Annotated in this window: 10 protein-coding genes; all 10 read left to right on the top strand. The window is 63.6% G+C overall.

Annotation, left to right across the window (positions count from 1 at the left end; translation table 11 throughout):
• Window positions 1–84 precede the first annotated feature (84 nt).
• Entirely contained in the window at window positions 85–3,477 is a 3,393-nt protein-coding gene (locus M2361_RS26195) for an ATP-binding protein (RefSeq protein WP_259252719.1), read from the top strand.
• Complete coding sequence (locus M2361_RS26190; RefSeq protein WP_259252718.1) at window positions 3,461–4,354, top strand: response regulator; 894 nt, start codon at window positions 3,461–3,463, stop codon at window positions 4,352–4,354. Before M2361_RS26195 ends, M2361_RS26190 begins: the two co-directional genes overlap by 17 nt.
• Before the next feature lie 122 nt (window positions 4,355–4,476).
• Window positions 4,477–6,024, top strand: a complete 1,548-nt coding sequence (locus M2361_RS26185; RefSeq protein ID WP_259252717.1) for a cytochrome P450 — start codon at window positions 4,477–4,479, stop codon at window positions 6,022–6,024.
• A gap of 171 nt (window positions 6,025–6,195) precedes the next feature.
• Window positions 6,196–7,353, top strand: a complete 1,158-nt coding sequence (locus M2361_RS26180) for an efflux RND transporter periplasmic adaptor subunit (protein ID WP_259252716.1) — start codon at window positions 6,196–6,198, stop codon at window positions 7,351–7,353.
• Window positions 7,354–7,391: 38 nt separating this feature from the next.
• A complete protein-coding gene (locus M2361_RS26175) occupies window positions 7,392–10,484 on the top strand; it encodes a multidrug efflux RND transporter permease subunit (RefSeq protein WP_404976454.1) in 3,093 nt (1,030 codons plus the stop codon).
• Window positions 10,481–11,920, top strand: a complete 1,440-nt coding sequence (locus M2361_RS26170) for an efflux transporter outer membrane subunit (protein ID WP_259252714.1) — start codon at window positions 10,481–10,483, stop codon at window positions 11,918–11,920. Before M2361_RS26175 ends, M2361_RS26170 begins: the two co-directional genes overlap by 4 nt.
• Complete coding sequence (locus M2361_RS26165) at window positions 11,917–13,380, top strand: carboxylesterase (protein WP_259252713.1); 1,464 nt, start codon at window positions 11,917–11,919, stop codon at window positions 13,378–13,380. The genes M2361_RS26170 and M2361_RS26165 overlap by 4 nt, the downstream gene beginning before the upstream one ends.
• Window positions 13,377–14,468, top strand: coding sequence for an AI-2E family transporter (locus M2361_RS26160; RefSeq protein WP_259252712.1), 1,092 nt, complete (start codon window positions 13,377–13,379; stop codon window positions 14,466–14,468). The genes M2361_RS26165 and M2361_RS26160 overlap by 4 nt, the downstream gene beginning before the upstream one ends.
• Window positions 14,465–15,886: a basic amino acid/polyamine antiporter gene (locus M2361_RS26155; RefSeq protein WP_259252711.1), complete on the top strand. Its 1,422-nt coding sequence runs from the start codon at window positions 14,465–14,467 to the stop codon at window positions 15,884–15,886. The genes M2361_RS26160 and M2361_RS26155 overlap by 4 nt, the downstream gene beginning before the upstream one ends.
• A gap of 18 nt (window positions 15,887–15,904) precedes the next feature.
• A complete protein-coding gene (gene arcA, locus M2361_RS26150) occupies window positions 15,905–17,146 on the top strand; it encodes an arginine deiminase (protein ID WP_259252710.1) in 1,242 nt (413 codons plus the stop codon).

Raw genomic sequence — 17,146 nt, 5'->3', positions numbered from 1 at the left:
TTGACGTACAGGCAGGCCCACCCCCCGGGCGTTACAACGGCATCTACGTTCAATGACGTATCCCCTACTCCCTTGGAGCCCGATTTGTCTGCCAGCGCGCCCCAACGCATCGTCAAGATCCGCCGTGACTACAACACCTGGGTCGCCAATGAGACGCTGGAAGACTACGCGTTGCGTTTCACGCCGGTGTCGTTTCGCAAGTGGTCGGAGTTCCGCGTCGCCAATACCGCCCTGGGGGCCGTGTCTTTCCTGGCGCTGGAAGCCATCGGCGGGGCGCTGGCGCTGAACTATGGCTTTATCAATGCCTTCTGGGCCATCATCGCCGTGGCCCTGGTCACCTTCCTGACCGGCTTGCCGATTGCCTATTACGCGGCGCGCCATGGCCTGGACATGGATCTGCTGACGCGCGGGGCCGGCTTTGGCTACATCGGCTCGACCATTACCTCGCTGATCTACGCCTCCTTTACCTTCATCTTTTTTGCGCTGGAGGCGGCCATCATGGCGCTGGCCATCGAGTTGGCCACCGGCTTGCCGCTGTCTATCGGCTATCTCTTGTGCGCCGTGGTCATCCTGCCCATGGTGGCGTATGGCATTACCTTCATCAGCCGGTTGCAGTCATGGACGCAGCCGATATGGCTGGTGTTGCTGCTCTTGCCCTATGCCTTTATCGCCTTCCGGGATCCCGGGACCTTGCAGGAGTTTCTGCGGTTTCCGGGCTATGACGGCCGGGGCGGCAATTTCAACTTGCTGATGTTCGGCTCGGCGGTGGCGGTGGCCGCCTCGCTGGTGACGCAGATCGGCGAACAGGTCGACTTTCTGCGCTTTCTGCCCGAACGCACGGCGGCCAACCGCAGGCGCTGGTGGCTCGCCCTAATCTGCGCGGGTCCGGGCTGGATCCTGCCGGGCGCGGCCAAGATTCTGGGCGGCGCCTTTCTGGCCTGGCTGGCCCTGTCCCTGGGAGCCCCGGCCGACAAAGCGGGCGACCCCACCCATATGTATCTGGCGGCCTATACCTATGTGGTCAGCGATCCCGCCCTGGCGCTGGCGCTGGTCACGGCCTTTGTGGTGGTCTCGCAGGTCAAGATCAATGTGACCAATGCGTATGCCGGCTCGCTGGCCTGGTCCAACTTCTTTGCCCGCATCACGCACAGCCATCCGGGCCGGGTGGTGTGGCTGGTGTTCAACGTGCTGATCGCCGTGGTCCTGATGGAGATGGGCGTGTTTGGCGCGTTGGAGCACGTGCTGGCGGTGTTCTCGCACGTTGCGCTGGCCTGGATCGGGGCGCTGGTGGCGGATCTGGTGATCAACAAGCCGCTGGGTCTGTCGCCGAAGCGAATCGAGTTTCGCCGCGCCTATCTGTATGACATCAACCCGGTCGGTGTGGGCAGCATGCTGATCGCCATGACGCTGGGCCTGCTGGCCTTTGCCGGCGTGTTTCCAGGCACGGCGGGCGCGCTGGCGCAGGCGTTATCGCCCTTTGTGGCCTTGCTGGCGGCTTTTATCTGCGCGCCTGTCATCGCCTGGCGCACGCGCGGGCGCTACAACCTGGCGCGCACGCCGGTCGATGTCGCGGGTTCGGATCATGTCTGTGTGATCTGCGCCAACCGTTTCGAACAGCCGGACATGGCGCATTGCCCGGCCTATAACGGCGCCATCTGTTCCTTGTGCTGCACGCTGGATGCCCGCTGCCAGGATCGCTGCAAACAGCAGGGACGCTTGAAGGATCAGGTGCAGGCGGTCTTGGGTCGGCTGTTGCCGGCGCGGGTCACACCGCTGCTGCATAGCCGCCTGGGCCACTACCTCTTGATCGTGGCGGGGATGGGGTCGCTGCTGGCCGGCATTCTGGGCTTGATCTACTACCAGGAGTACGCCAGTCATATGCGCGCCGGCCTGAACCCCTCGGGTTTGCGGCCAAGCTTCTTGAAGTTGTATGCCGCCTTGTTGCTGATCGGCGGCGTCGTGGCCTGGTGGCTGGTGCTGGCCCACGAAAGCCGGCGCGTGGCGCAAGAGGAATCGGATCGACAGACCCATTTGCTGCTGCGCGAAATCGAGGCGCACAAGCAGACCGACGCGCAGTTGCAACAGGCCAAGGAAGCGGCCGAAAGCGCTAATCTGGCCAAGAGCCGCTTCATGGGCGGCATGAGCCATGAGTTGCGCGCGCCCTTGAACAGCATTCTGGGTTACGCGCAGATTCTGCAGCGCGACCCAAGCTTGCCACCGGCGCGGCGTGAGGCCATTGATGTGATTCATCGCAGCGGCAAGCATTTGATCGGCCTGATCGATGGTTTGCTGGACATCGCGCGTATCGAGGCGGGCAGGCTGAGGTTGGAGAACAGCGAACTGCGCTTGCCGGCGTTTCTGGAGCAGATCGTGCAGATGTTCCGGCCGCAGAGCACGCTTAAAGGGCTGCGCTTTTGCTATGAGGCGGCCGAACTGCCGTCCATCGTGCATATCGACGAAAAGCGGTTGCGGCAGATCCTGATCAACCTGTTGAGCAATGCGCTGAAGTTCACGTCAGAAGGCCAGGTGTCGATGCGCGTGAAGTCGGCGGCGGATATGGTTTTGTTCGAAGTCGAGGATAGCGGCCGAGGCATACCGGCCGAGGATCTGGAACGCATCTTTCTGCCGTTTGAACGCAGTTGGGCGGCGGCCGAGCAGGCCGATTCCGGCACGGGCCTGGGCCTGACCATCTGCCGCATGCTGACCGGCATCATGGGCGGCGAGTTGACGGTGCGCAGCACCGTCGGCCGCGGCAGTGTGTTCACGCTCAAGCTGTTTTTGCCGGAGGTGCGCTCGCCGCGCAGCGATGTCCGGCCGTCGGGGCTGGTGGTGGGCTATCGCGGCGAGCGGCTGCGGATCCTCACGGTGGATGACCAGCCTTCGCAGCGTCGCCTGGTGCGCGACCTGCTGGAGCCGCTGGGCTTTGAGATACACGAAGCGCCGCACGGCGCGGCTTGCCTGGCCTGCGTGCATACGCTGCGGCCAGCCCTGATATTGATGGACGTCTCCATGCCCGAGATGACGGGATGGGAAGTGTTGCGGCGCTTGCGCGACGAAGGCGTGGCCGTGCCCATAGTGATGCTGTCGGCCAACATCCTGGGGCTGGATCCGAAAGACCCGACGCAAAGCGGGCACAACGCGTTCATAGCCAAACCCGTGATGTTTGAGGATCTGCTGAATCAACTCGGCAGTCTGCTCAAGCTGGACTGGCAGGTGGCGCCGGTCGAAGCGGCGCTGCCGGCGGGGGATCTGCATCGGGTGGCACTAGAGCGCGAGGATGCCGAGGCGCTGCTGGAACTGGGGGCCATGGGCTATATCAAGGGCATACAGGCCAAGCTGGAAGAGATACAGGGCCGCCGGGCCGAAGCACGCGAATTGACGCTGCATCTGCGGGCGCTGGCGGGCGAGTTTCAACTGCATGAATTCAATCAAGTGCTCAAACACCATGTACAGCGTCACCATGCCCACGCCCGATAAGAACCTCGTCATGCTGGTCGATGATGCGCCGGACAATCTGAAAATGCTCTCCACCGCATTGGACGCGGCGGGTTATCAGGTGCTGGTGGCAACTGACGGCCAGTCGGCGATAGAACGGGTGGATTTCGTGGTGCCGGATATCGTGCTGCTTGATGCGGTGATGCCGGGGATGGATGGCTTCGAGACCTGCGCACGCTTGAAAGCGCATCCGGCGGCGGGCGATGTGCCGGTGGTGTTCATGACGGGCCTGACCGAGCCCGAGCACGTGTTGAAGGGCTTTCGGGTGGGCGGCGTGGACTATGTGACCAAGCCGCTGGATCCGGATGTGGTGGTGGCCAGGCTGCGTACGCATTTGCGCAATGCGCGCAGCCTGTCGGCGGCCTTTGATGCGATCGATGCGGCGGCGCGAGCCGTCGTGGCGCTGGACGCGCGCGGGCTGCCGATCTGGAAGACGGGCAAGGCGCGGATCTGGTTGGCGGCCTATTTTGGTTGCGCCGAGGATGCGGCGGATCTGCCGGCGCCCTTGGCGGATTGGGTGGCGGGCAATCTGGCGGCCGGGCCGGCGGCGACACCTTTGGTGATTGCCAGCACGCGAGGGCGTTTGACCTTGAGCCTGTCGGCATCACGGCGCAGCGGCGAGACCTTGCTGCTATTGCAGGAGACGGCGCCGTTAGCGCCTGCCTACGGTCTGACGCCGCGTGAGGCCGATGTGCTGCGCTGGTTGGCCAAGGGAAAAACCAATCGGGATATCGCCGACATTCTAGGCATGGCGCCACGAACGGTGAACAAGCACCTGGAACACATCTACGTCAAACTGGGCGTGGAAACGCGCGCGGCGGCGGCCGCGCTGGCGGTGCGGCAGGGGGAAGCCTTTTAAAGCGCTTGCGCCATACTCACTTTTGAGTATGGCTAGCAACTGAGATGGAGGCCACGCTCGCTCCTGGTCGGTACGGCGAAACGACACCCGTATGGCGGCTGCCTCCAACCAGGAGATTTGCGATGAAACGTAGAACTTTCCTCTCTGGCAGCGCCACCTCGATTGCAGCGTTATCGGCACAGCCGGTCCTGGCGCATTACGACCCGCCGCTCAATGCGCCGCCGGCACCCGGCGATTTGGCCGCAACCGCCGCTCGCGTGCGTGCGCAATTCATGAAGGATTTCGAACCCGCCTACGTGGAAAACGTGATCATCCCGCATTTTCTGGTCAGCGTTTTCGAGGGCGAACGGTCGTTTCTTCCGATGATCGACCTTGCGTTGACCAAAGAGAATGCGCTGCCCAATGATCTATGGGGTCTGCTTAGCGAAACCTGGCAGCCCGACCCGGCGGATGGCGTGACGGTATTCCTTCAGGGGCTGGAAAAGCGAGGCCCGGACAACCGCCGCAAGCGCATCTACATGTCGGCCGTAACGCCGGATCTCTACCGTGAACATTACGGCGGGAAGGTGGTGAAATTTTTTGACGGATTTCTGTCCGACGCCAATGCCGGGCGGCCATTGATGCGCACATACCTGGATTCATTCTGGGACCTGTATTGGGACCTGCACCTTGGCGTGTCACATGAGCAGATCCCCAAGCGCGTTCGCCAGATCGGCGAGAGCTTCAATACGGTTCTGGCCTATCGCGACCCCACGCAGCGCATCGTGTACGAAAACTACATGACGGTTCGATCCCACCTGGACTTCCTGAAGTCATGGATCGATGAAAGACTTGCCGACATCGCATCCGGAAAGACGAAAGCCCCCGAAAAGACCTTCGCCTGGTATTGGATGAAGAACGGCGAAGACAGCGCGTACTTCAACCACAAGGATGTGGTGTTCGAGTGCTTCCACAATTTCGTTGCCTTCAGCCAGTGGGGCAACACCATCTACAACATCATGCGCCGGTTGGCCTCTGACGTAGGAGACCCAACGATCAGAACCGCTTTCAAGCAAACGATGGAAAGCGAACCCGATAATGCGCGGGGTGCGCCGTATACGCCGCTGGAAGCGTACGTTATGGAGCTCTTTCGGCTCATTTCACCGAATGGCGGCAGTATTTCCGCACTGGGCGAAACGCAGACACCTCGGTTCGACCGCCACGGCTATATCGTCAGCCCACATACGTCGACGAGCCTCGACCCCGTGCATTGGACGAACCCCAACGAGTTTGATCCATCACGATACGCAGCGGTACCGACAAGCGCCGATATCGATGAGGCCAAGGCGAAACAGATAGGCTTTGCCAAGTGTCCGTTCGAATTGACTTCGTTTGAGGTAAAGGACGGTCGCAAGGCATCGCTGCGCAACAGTGGCTTCGGTACCGTCTTTGGCGAGGCCGACGGCAAGCTGCTTCCCGTCTGCGATTACGCGGGCTTTGCCCCATTTGGCTTCGGCTATCGTCGCTGTCCCGGCGAACAGTTGACGATCATGGCGTTCGAGGACTTTCTGCGCAAAGTCTGGAAGGACAAGATCGGTTTCAAGAAACTCAACATTGCCAACCCGGAACCCCTGCCGATCGGCCCCACGACGGTTATTGGCGACGATATCGGTTTTGTAAGGGCAACATAAAAGCGCCCCGCAATGCTTGCGGAATGCACCTGCATACCGGGCACGGACGGCACCAGCAACGTGCTGTTCGTGTTCGGCAAGAGGTGGTTCTGACGTAAGACCCAGGCCAGCGCCTCGACGGGCCGGCTATTCAGCACTGTCGATCAACCTGCCCAGTGGGAGTAGGAACTGATGCGTCTGAAGGGCAAGCTTAGGTCCGTGCGCCGTGTCGCGCCGCTGCTGCTAGTCGTGCTGATGGGGTGTGGCGACCGCGAAACGAACGTGGGTGGTGGACCGCCACCCGCATTCGTTTCGCTTGTCACCGTGCAGGCCGAGTCGGCAAGCGTAGACATCGAGTTACCCGGCCGTATCGTGCCGATCCGAAACGCCGAGGTGCGTGCCCGCGTGGATGGCATCGTGCAGAAGCTGCTGTTTACCGAAGGCAGCGACGTGGAGGAAGGCGCGCCGCTATTCCAGATTGATGACAGCGACTATCGCGCGCAATTGGCGCAGGCGCGGGCCATGCTGCAGCGTGCCGAAGCCGTGCAGCAGAATGCGCAATCGGTGGTGACCCGCTTCCGGCCATTGGTGAAGCGCCAGGCCGTGAGTGCACAGGAATTCGAGGCCGCCGTGGCTGCGCTCGGCCAGGCCCAGGCGGGCGTGACCGATGCCCAGGCGGCCGTCACGCTTGCTACGCTGCGGCTAGAGCGTTGTGTTGTGCGCGCGCCAATCGCGGGTCGGGTCGGACGCGGGCTCGTCAGCGAGGGGGCCCTGGTGAGCGCTGCATCGGCCACGCTGCTGGCGCAGGTGAATCAGCTTTCGCCGATCAGCGCTACCTTTCCCAAGTCCAACACAGCGATCCTCGACCTGGTTGACGAGTTGCAGCAAGGGGCGCTGCAACTTGATGACGGCGACCGCTTCCCGGTGCACCTGACACTCGCCAACGGCAGGCCCTATGACGAAGTGGGTCGGGTCGACTTCACCGATCTGACGGTGGATGCCAGCACGGGCGCGCAAACCGTCCGCGCGCGTTTCGAGAACGCCGGACGCGTGCTGCTGCCCGGCCAGTTCGTAACGGGGCGGGTGCGCGTAGGCGCGCGCGGCAACACCATCTGGGTACCGCTCGGCGCGGTGCAGCTCAATGCCGAGAGCGCTTCGTTGTTCGTGGTGGGGCCCGACGACGTTGCCCAGCTGCGCCGCGTCGCGGTGGGCGCGCAGCTAGACGGCCGTTGGGAGGTGCGCGAAGGGCTGCATGCCGGGGATCGCATCATCGTGGAAGGCTGGCACAAGGTTGCGCCGGGGCAACGTGTTCAACAGGCGGCCCCGGCCGGGTCCGGAGGCGCCCAATGAATGCGTTTTTCGTCGATCGGCCAGTTTTCGCATGGGTGGTGGCGCTGTTCATCCTGCTGTTCGGCGGAATTGCGCTTTGGCTGCTACCGGTGGAGCAATATCCCAACATCGCGCCGCCGTCGATCACCGTCAATGCGAACTATCACGGCGCGGATACGACGACCATCGATCGCACCGTCACGTCGGTGATCGAGTCGGAGATGAATGGGGTCGACGACTTGCTGTACCTGTCGTCGGTCAGTCGGGCCAACGGCACGGCGCAGATCACCGTGACCCTGCTTCCAGGCACGGATCTCGATAATGCGCGCGGCCAGGTGCAGGACCGCCTGAGCCGGGTCGAGCCGCGACTGCCGGCCGAGGTAAGGCAACTGGGCGTTACGGTGACCAAGGCGTCCAGCGGCTTCCTGATGCTGATCGCGCTTCAATCCGATAGCGACGAGGTCAGCGCCGTCGCGATGGGCAACTTCGTCTCCAATAATGTTCTTGATGAACTGCGCCGCATCCCGGGTGTGGGCGACGTGCAGTTGTTCGGGTCGTCGTACGCCATGCGCATCTGGGTCGATCAGCGCAAGCTCGATAGTTTCCGCCTGAGTAGCGGCGACGTGATGCGCGCGGTGCAGGAACAGAATGCCCAGACCGCTAGCGGCGCGCTGGGCGATCAGCCGCTGGCCGATGGCGTGGAGTTCAACGCGCCCATCATTACCCAGAGCCAGCTCTCCACGCCCGCCGAATTCCGTCGCATCATCCTGCGCGTGAACCCGGACGGCTCCACCGTCACGGTAGGCGATGTGGCGCATGTGGAGCTTGGAAACGAAAACTATGGGTTCCGGCTCAGCGTCAATGGCAAGCCAGCCGCCGGGATCGCGATCCAGCTCGCCAACGATGCGAATGCCCTGGCCGTGGCGCAGCAAGTGCGCGAACGCATGGCAGAGCTCGAATCGGTGTTTCCGCAGGGAGTGAGCTGGAGCGTACCCTTCGACACGACGCCCTTCATCGTGACCTCGGTGCGCTCGGTGGTGGGCACGATGGTCGAGGCCTTGCTGCTCGTGACCGTCATGGTGTTCCTCTTTTTACAGAGCTGGCGTGCGACATTGGTGCCGACGGTCATTGTGCCGGTGGCGTTGATTGGCACCTGCGCCGGGCTCTACCTGTTTGGGGCATCCATCAACCTGCTCTCGCTATTTGGGATGGTGGTGGCGATCGGCATCCTCAATGATGACGCGATCGTGGTGTCGGAGAACGTGTCGCGCATCATGAACGAAGAGCAGCTCGACGCGCGCGCCGCGACGCGCAAGGCGGTCGGACAGGTCTGGGGACCCGTGGTGGCCAGTACGCTGGTGCTGGTCGCGGTGTTCGTGCCGATGGCGATGTTTCCCGGTTCAAGCGGCGCCATCTACCGCCAGTTCTCGATCACGCTGGCCGTATCCATCGTGGTATCGACCTTGCTGGCGTTGTCGCTCGGCGGGGCGCTGTGCGCGACGTTGTTCCGGCCCGCACCGGCTCGCACGCAAGGCAGGCTGGCGCGCGCTAAATATTGGGTGTTCGACCGGTTCAACCAGGGTTTCGACAGCTTGACGGCCAGCTATGCGCGGGCGTTGGCGCGCATGCTCAAGTATCCCGTGCGATGGCTGCTGGCGTTCCTTGCGGTCTGCGGGCTGACCATCCTGCTGTTTTCGCGCATTCCCGGTGGCTATCTGCCGGTTGAAGACCAAGGCTACTTCTTCGTGTCGTACACGGGCGCGCCAGGGGCGACCGCGGAGCGCACCGAGGCGGCGGTGACGCAAGCCGAGGCGTACCTGAGGCGTCAGCCGGAAGTGCGTAATGTGGCGTCAGTCGTCGGGTTCAGCTTCTTCGGCCAGGGCCAGACGGCGGCGCTGTCATTCGTCGACCTATACCCATGGGCGGAACGCGAACGGTCGGTCGATGCGTTGGTGTCGCGCAGCAATGCCGCCTTTTTTACGATCCCGCAGGCGATGATCTTCGCGCTTAACCCGCCGCCGATTCCCTCGATGGGGAACGCCGCCGGGTTTTCGCTCAAGGTGCAGGACCGCACGGGCCAGGGCGGCGCGGGCCTGAGCGCGGCGGCCAGCGCCATGATGGCGGCGGCCGCGAAGAGTCCGGTGCTGGCCGGCGTCCGGCTGGATGGCATGCCGCCCGCGCCGCAACTTTATATTGAGATCGATCGTATCCATGCCCGCGCGCTCGGCGTGCAACTGGGCCAGGTCAACCAGGCGCTTGCATTGGCCTTCGGCGCGAACTATGTGAACGATTTTTTGCATGACGGCAACGTGCTGCGCGTGTTCATGCAGGCCGACGCGGCGCAGCGCATGAGTCCGCAGGACGTGATGGACATGCAGTTGCTCAACGATCGCGGCGAGCTGGTGCCGATGTCCGCCTTTGCTCGCAGCCGCTGGATCAGCGGGCCGCAGCAGCTTGAACGCTACAACGGATTTCCCGCCATCACCCTATCCGGCCAAGGCGCGCCCGGGCAGTCCAGCGGCAATGCGCTACAAGCAATGGAGACCATCGCCGACGCGGTGTTGCCACCCGGCATGACCTATGAATGGACCGGCACGGCGTTCGAGGAACGGCAAGCCGGCAACCAGGTGGCGCTGCTGCTCGCGCTCTCGCTGGTTGTCGTCTTCCTCTTGCTTTCCGCCTTGTATGAGAGCTGGTCGGTGCCGATCTCGGTGCTGCTGGTGCTGCCTTTCGGTGTGCTGGGCGCGGCCGCGTTCACGCTGGCACGCGGCATGTCGGCTGATATCTACTTCAACATCGGTCTGGTCACCATCATCGGCCTGGCGGCGAAAAACGGCATCCTGATCGTCGAGTTCGCGCTCAAGGAGGAGCAGGCCGGGCGGCCACGCGACGAGGCCGTGCTGGATGCGGCGCGCCAGCGCCTGCGTCCCATCGTCATGACCAGCGTCACCTTCGTGCTGGGCATGCTGCCGCTGGTGTTCGCCACCGGCGCCGGCGCCGCCAGCCGTCAAGCGGTGGGCACCAGCGTGATGGGCAGCATGCTCACCGCCACGATCTTCGGTGTCTTCTTTACGCCGTTGTTCTACGTTGCAACGCGCAAATGGCTCGGCCGCCGCAGCCCGGCCGGCGCGGCGCCCAAGGAGGCGCCATGACGCGCCCGACACTGCTGCTGGCGATTGCCCTGTTGTTGAGCGCTTGCAACTTCGCGCCGCGTGAGCCGGCCCCAGTCGTTGCGCTGCCAGACCGGTTCTCGGACGAGGACAACGCGGCCGGCACGAGCGCACAGGACGTGGCCTGGCAGCAATTCTTCGGCGATATGCAGTTGCGCATGCTGATCGGCGAGGCCCTGATCCACAACCGTGATCTGGCGGCTGCGGCGGCGCGCATCGAACAGGCGCGCGCCTTTTATCGGATCGAGCGCGCCAACCAGGTACCGCACATTGATGCCGGGCTCAGTGCCAGCCGCAACCAGGCGCCACTTTCGAGCCTGGATCCTGCGTTGGCAGGCAGTACGCGCACCATCGAATTCAGCCAGTTCGGCGCGCAGATCGGCGTGAGCGCGTTCGAGCTCGACCTCTGGGGCAGAATGCGCAACCTTAGCGCGGCCGCATTGCAGCACTACTTCGCCACGGTGGAAGGCCAGCGGGCCTTCCGCCTGAGCTTGATCGCGAACGTGGCGGCAAGCTATTACGACGCGCGCGCCGGCGAAGAAGGGATTGCGCTGGCGCTGCGCACAGTGCTGGTAAGACGCTATGCCCTGTCGGTGGCGCGCGACCGGCTCGACGCGGGGGTGACGTCTTCCGTCGATTTCGATCAGGCGGCCATTCTGCTGACCCAAGCCGAGGGGCAGTTGGCCGAGTTGCGCCGCACCACGGCCGAAAGCTGGAATCGGCTCTGGGTGCTGGTGGGCTCGCGGCCCGACCTGACCGCAACGCCGGCCAATCCCATTGCCAACGCCGGTCAGTTCGACGCGCTAAGCCCGGGCCTGCCATCCGATGTGCTCTTGCTGCGGCCTGATGTGCGCCAGGCAGAAGCCGCGCTGGCCGCCGCCGACGCCAATATCGGCGTCGCGCGGGCAGCGCTGTTTCCCCGCATCGCGCTGACCGCCTCGTTCGGCTATGCCTCGGGTGAGCTGTCGGGGCTTTTCGAGGGGCCCAACAAGGTGTGGACCTTCGGTGCCGGCGCGGCCTTGCCGCTGTTCGACTTCGGCCAGCGCCGCGCGGCGGTCGATCTATCGCTGGCGCAGCGCGAGGAGCGCGTCGCACTGTACGAGAAGACGGTACAGACTGCCTTCAGCGAGGTCGCCACCGGCCTGGTCCGACGCCAGCAGTTACGTGAGCAACTGGCCGTGCAGGAGGCAGCGATCCAGGCCCAGACCCGGCTGGCTGAGACCGCGGAATTGCGCTACGAAAACGGCATCTCGATTTATCTGGAAGTGATGGATGCGCTGCGCAATCTGTTCAGCGCCGAACTGCAATTGCTGATGTTGCGCGCGGCCGCCCTGCAGAACGGGGTGTCGTTGTACGTGGCGCTGGGCGGGGGGCTCGACGACCCCGTCGTAACGCAAGCCGCGCGGAGCGGACAATGAGCGGGCGCCGTTGGCCACGCCTGAGCCGCGCGCTGCGCATTCTGGCGCTGGTCCTGCTTGTGTGCCTCGTGACCGTGATCGGCCTGCGGCTGTACGACATCCAGCAAAGCCCGCCCCTGGCCGTGTGGCACACCTACGTGCCCGACGAGCTCGACCGCGAGACGCTTGCGCACAGCACCTGGCAAGATTATCTGGCTCGCGAGCAGAAGATATTCGAGCAGGTCCGCGAACATGTGAGCGAGCAGCTAGAGCGGCAGGATCGCGTCGAGAGCAACCGTTACTTCAGCGGCGCCGCCGTGCATCCCGCGAATTTCGGCCATGACTGGAACCGCTCGTATGTGCTGATGCCCGAGGGCACGCCCGCCGGCGTGGCGGTGCTGCTGCACGGGCTGACCGACTCGCCGTACAGCCTGCGCCATCTGGCGGTGCACTATCGCCAGGCAGGTTATGCGGTGGTGGCAATCCGGTTGCCGGGTCACGGAACCGTGCCTGCCGCGTTGACCGACGCGGGTTGGGAAGACTGGCTGGCCGCCACGCGCCTGGCCGTGCGCGAAGGGCGGCGGCTGGTGCCGGCGCCGCTGCCCCTGCATATCGTCGGCTTTTCCAACGGCGGGGCGCTTGCGCTGATGAGCGCCATGGAAGCGATCGACGACCCGTCGCTGGCGCGTCCCGACCGGCTGATCCTGATCTCGCCGATGATCGGCATCACGCAGTTCGCCCGCTTCGCCGGTCTTGCGGGGCTGCCGGCGATCCTGCCTGCTTTTGCCAAGGCGGCGTGGCTGAACATCGTGCCCGAATTCAACCCGTTCAAGTACAACTCTTTCCCGGTGAACGCGGCGCGGCAGTCCTATGAACTAACGAACGTCTTGCAGGAAAACATCGCCCTGCGCCAGCGGCAGGGCACGCTGACAGCCTTGCCGCCGATACTGACCTTCCATTCGGTCCTGGATTTCACGGTCAGCACGCGCGCGCTCGTCAATGCGCTGTATGCCCGTCTGCCGCCCAATGGCAGCGACCTGGTGCTGTTCGACCTGAACCGCGCCACCAAGCTTGGACCCTTGTTCCGCCGCGGGGTGGACTGGTCACTGGCACGGAGCCTGCCCGGCGAACCTTGCAACTATCGCCTCACCATCGTGACCAACGCCTCTACCGAATCCAGCGAGATGGTCGAGCGCATCAGCGAACGTTGCGAGACCCGCGTGACCGAGCTCCCGATCGGCATGCGCTATCCGCGAGACATCTATTCCCTGTCGCACGTGGCGTTGCCGTTTCCCTCCAACGACTCCCTCTACGGGCAGCACCCCGACAACATCGAGGAGTATGGAATCAGCCTCGGCGCACTGTCGATCCGGGGCGAGGTAGGTGCCCTGATCGGAGGCATGGACTCCCTGGCGCGGCTGACGTCGAACCCGTTTTACGAGTATCTGATCCACCGTGTGGACGAGGTGATTCCAAGATGACGAGACCACCAGCCCGTGCGCGTTTCACTGCCCCGCCGCTTTCCAGCGCGGCGGCGCGCTGGAGCGCCCTGCTCCTCACGCTAGGCCTTTTGTACCTGGCCAGCCCGGTGTTCGTGCCGCTGGCGTTCGCCATCTTCATCCTGGCGCTGGTGGCGCCTTTGCAGGCGGTGCTGCGGCCTCGGATGGGCGCGGTGCTTGCCGCGACCCTGACGCTTGTGTTGACGCTGGCCGCGGCCCTGCTGTTTCTGTCGCTGGCGGCGTGGGGATTCACCTTGGTGGCGCAGTGGATCATCTCCAACGCGGCGCGGCTTCAACGGCTGTTCAGCATGGAAACGGCCGACATGCATCCACGGCTGGCAATCATGGTGACGCTGTTCCTGGACAACTTCAACGCCTCGTTGCTGCTTCGCGCAATCCAGGAAGTGCTGTCGCGGCTCAACAGCATGGCGGGGCTGGTTTTTCTGTCGTTCCTGTTCATCACCCTTGGCGTGTACGAACTGCACGACGCGCCGGCACGCCTGCGTCAGTTCCTGCCGCGTGCCGACCACTGGATCGCCGTGGCGGGCAGCATCGCGCGCAAGCTGCGCCGCTACATGCTGATCCGAACGATCGCCAGCGTGCTCACCGGCGTGACGGTCTGGCTGTTCGCGATCTACGCGGGGCTGGAGCTGGCCACGGCATGGGGCGGGCTGGCGTTCCTGTTGAACTACATCCCTTTCCTCGGCCCCCTGCTGGCGACGCTCTTTCCGTCGTTCTTCGCATTTGTGCAGTTTGAATCGCTGCAAGGCGCGCTGGCGGTATTCCTGATTCTGAATGTGATCCAGATCGGCTACGGCTGCTATCTAGAGCCCCGCCTGGCCGGCAACGCTTTCTCGCTTTCACCGCTGTTGGTGATGCTGGCGGTGTTCTTCTGGGGGCTGGTCTGGGGCATCCCGGGCACATTCATCGGCGTGCCCATGCTCATTGCCGCCACCACATGCTGGAGCGCAAGCCGGTCACCGGGCTCGCCCGTCAGCGACCGACATGGGATCCGGCCGCATGCATCCCACCCACGAACGGCCTTGCGGCCTACCGGAGATGAACCATGAACAGCAGTGCTGAAAAGAAGCTTGGTTTGCTTGCCCTGACCGGCATGGTCGTGGGGTCAATGATCGGCGCGGGCATTTTTTCCCTGCCGCGCACCTTTGGCGGCGCCACGGGCATCATCGGCGCGGTCATCGCGTGGTTGATCGCGGGGGCCGGCATGTTTACGCTTGCCCGCGTGTTCCAGACCCTGGCAGAGCGCAAGCCAGATCTGGACGCCGGCGTGTTTGCCTATGCCAAGGCGGGGTTCGGCGACTACCTCGGGTTCCTCTCCGCCTTCGGTTACTGGATCGGCAGTTGCATAGGCAACGTCTCGTACTGGGTGCTGATCAAATCCACGCTCGGTGCTTTTTTCCCGGTGTTTGGTGACGGCAACACGGTGATCGCGATCCTGGCGGCATCAGCAGGAATCTGGACGTTCCATTTCGTGATCCTGCGCGGCGTGCAGCAGGCCGCCATCATCAACGCGGTCGTCACGGTAGCCAAGATCATTCCCATCCTGGTCTTCATCGTGATGCTCGCCATCGCTTTCAAGCTGGACCTGTTTCGCGCCAACCTCTGGGGTGACGGCAGCGGCCCCAGCCTGTTTGACCAAGTGCGGCGCACCATGCTGGTGACCGTGTTCGTGTTTCTCGGCATTGAGGGCGCCAGCGTGTATTCGCGCTTCGCGACAAAACGTTCGCACGTAGGCGTGGCAACGCTGATCGGCTTCGTCACCGCCCTGAGCCTGATGGTGCTGGTGACCTTGTTGCCATACGCCGCGCTGCCACAGGGCGAAATCGCCGGCCTGCGTCAGCCGTCGATGGCCGGCGTGCTTGCCTCCGTGGTTGGCCCATGGGGCGCTGTGTTCGTGAGTGTGGGTCTGCTGATTTCGGTGCTGGGCGCGTACCTGGCGTGGTCACTGATCTGCGCCGAGGTGTTGTTCGCCGCGTCGAAGAACAAAGACATGCCGCGGATCTTCGCTCGCGAAAACAAGAACGGCGTTCCGGCAACCGCGCTGTGGTTGACCAACATCATCATCCAGCTGTTCGTGATCAGCACGTATTGGTCCACCGACGCCTTCTCGCTGATGCTCAACCTTACCAGCGCGATGTCGCTGATTCCCTATCTGCTGGTGGCGGCGTTCGGCTTCATGCTCGCGCATCGAGGCGAGACATACGAGGGCGACAGTGCCCGCACGCGCGACCTGGTGCTGGCAGGCATCGCTGCGTTCTACAGCGCTTTCATGATTTACGCGGGCGGCCTGAAGTACGTGCTGCTGGCCGCCTTGCTGTATGCGCCCGGCACCATCCTCTATTACTGGGCCCGCCGGGAGCAGGGCCAACGACTCTTCACGCAGGTGGAACTGGTGGTCTTCGTGATCGCTGCGGTCGGTTGTGGAGCGGCCATCGATGGCCTGGTCCGCGGCTGGATCGTTATTTAACCTTTAAGGGAGAAGGTCATGTCGGAAACTCAACAATTTGGCGTGCATTCTGAAGTCGGCGTGCTGCGTAAAGTCATGGTTTGCGCACCAGGCCGCGCGCATGAGCGGCTGACGCCGTCGAACTGCGACGCGCTGCTGTTTGACGACGTGCTGTGGGTCGATAACGCCAAGCGCGATCACTTTGATTTCATGAACAAGATGCGCGACCGTGGCGTCGACGTCGTGGAGATGCACAATCTGCTTGCCGAGACGGTGGCGTTGCCCGAAGCGCGCACATGGATTCTCGACAACCAGATTGTGGCCAATCAGCTTGGCTTGGGCCTGCTGGATGAAATACGCGGCTATCTGGAATCCCTGCCGCCGCGCAAGCTGGCCGAGACGCTTATCGGGGGGCTTTCCACAGAAGAGTTTCCCGAAGACATTGGCGGTGAACAACTGGCGCTCATCAAAGAGGCGGCCGGCGTCACTGAATACCTGCTGCCGCCATTGCCCAACACGCTTTACACGCGTGACACCACATGCTGGATCTATGGCGGCGTCACGCTCAACCCGCTGTATTGGCCTGCGCGCCATGAGGAAACCATCCTCACGACCGCGATCTATCGCTTCCATCCCGACTTTGCCGGCCGTGTCCACGTGTGGTGGGGAGACCCGCTGCACGACCATGGACTGTCCACGCTGGAGGGCGGCGACGTGATGCCGATCGGCAACCGCACCGTGCTGATCGGCATGAGCGAACGAACCTCGCGCCAGGCGATCAGCCAGCTCGCCGCGGCGCTGTTCGAACAGAACGCCGCCGACCGGGTCATCGTCGCCGCCATGCCCAAGCTGCGAGCCGCGATGCACCTGGACACGGTACTGACCTTCGCCGATCGGGATTGCCTGCTGATGTATCCCGACATCGTCGACAAGATTCAAGCCTTCTCGTATCGGCCAGGCAGCAAAGCCGGCACGCTTGAACTGCACAAGGACAAGGGCTCGCTGGTGGAGGTGATCGGCGAGGCGCTGGGCGTGAAGAAGATGCGGGTGGTGCAGACGGGCGGCAATGCCTACGTGCGCGAACGCACGCAGTGGGACAGCGGCGCCAACCTCGTTTGCCTGTCGCCCGGCGTCGTGATGGCCTATGACCGCAACGTCTACACCAACACGCTGCTGCGCAAGGCCGGCATCGAAGTCGTGTCCATCGTGGGCGCCGAGCTTGGACGCGGCCGGGGCGGCGGTCACTGCATGACGTGCCCGATTATCCGAGATCCGGTCTAA

The organism is Achromobacter sp. JUb104 (assembly GCF_024806975.1).
Classification (GTDB): domain Bacteria; phylum Pseudomonadota; class Gammaproteobacteria; order Burkholderiales; family Burkholderiaceae_B; genus Achromobacter; species Achromobacter spanius.
The sequence above is the reverse complement of the archived record's forward strand: the minus strand, read 5'-3'. Positions and strand labels throughout refer to the sequence as shown.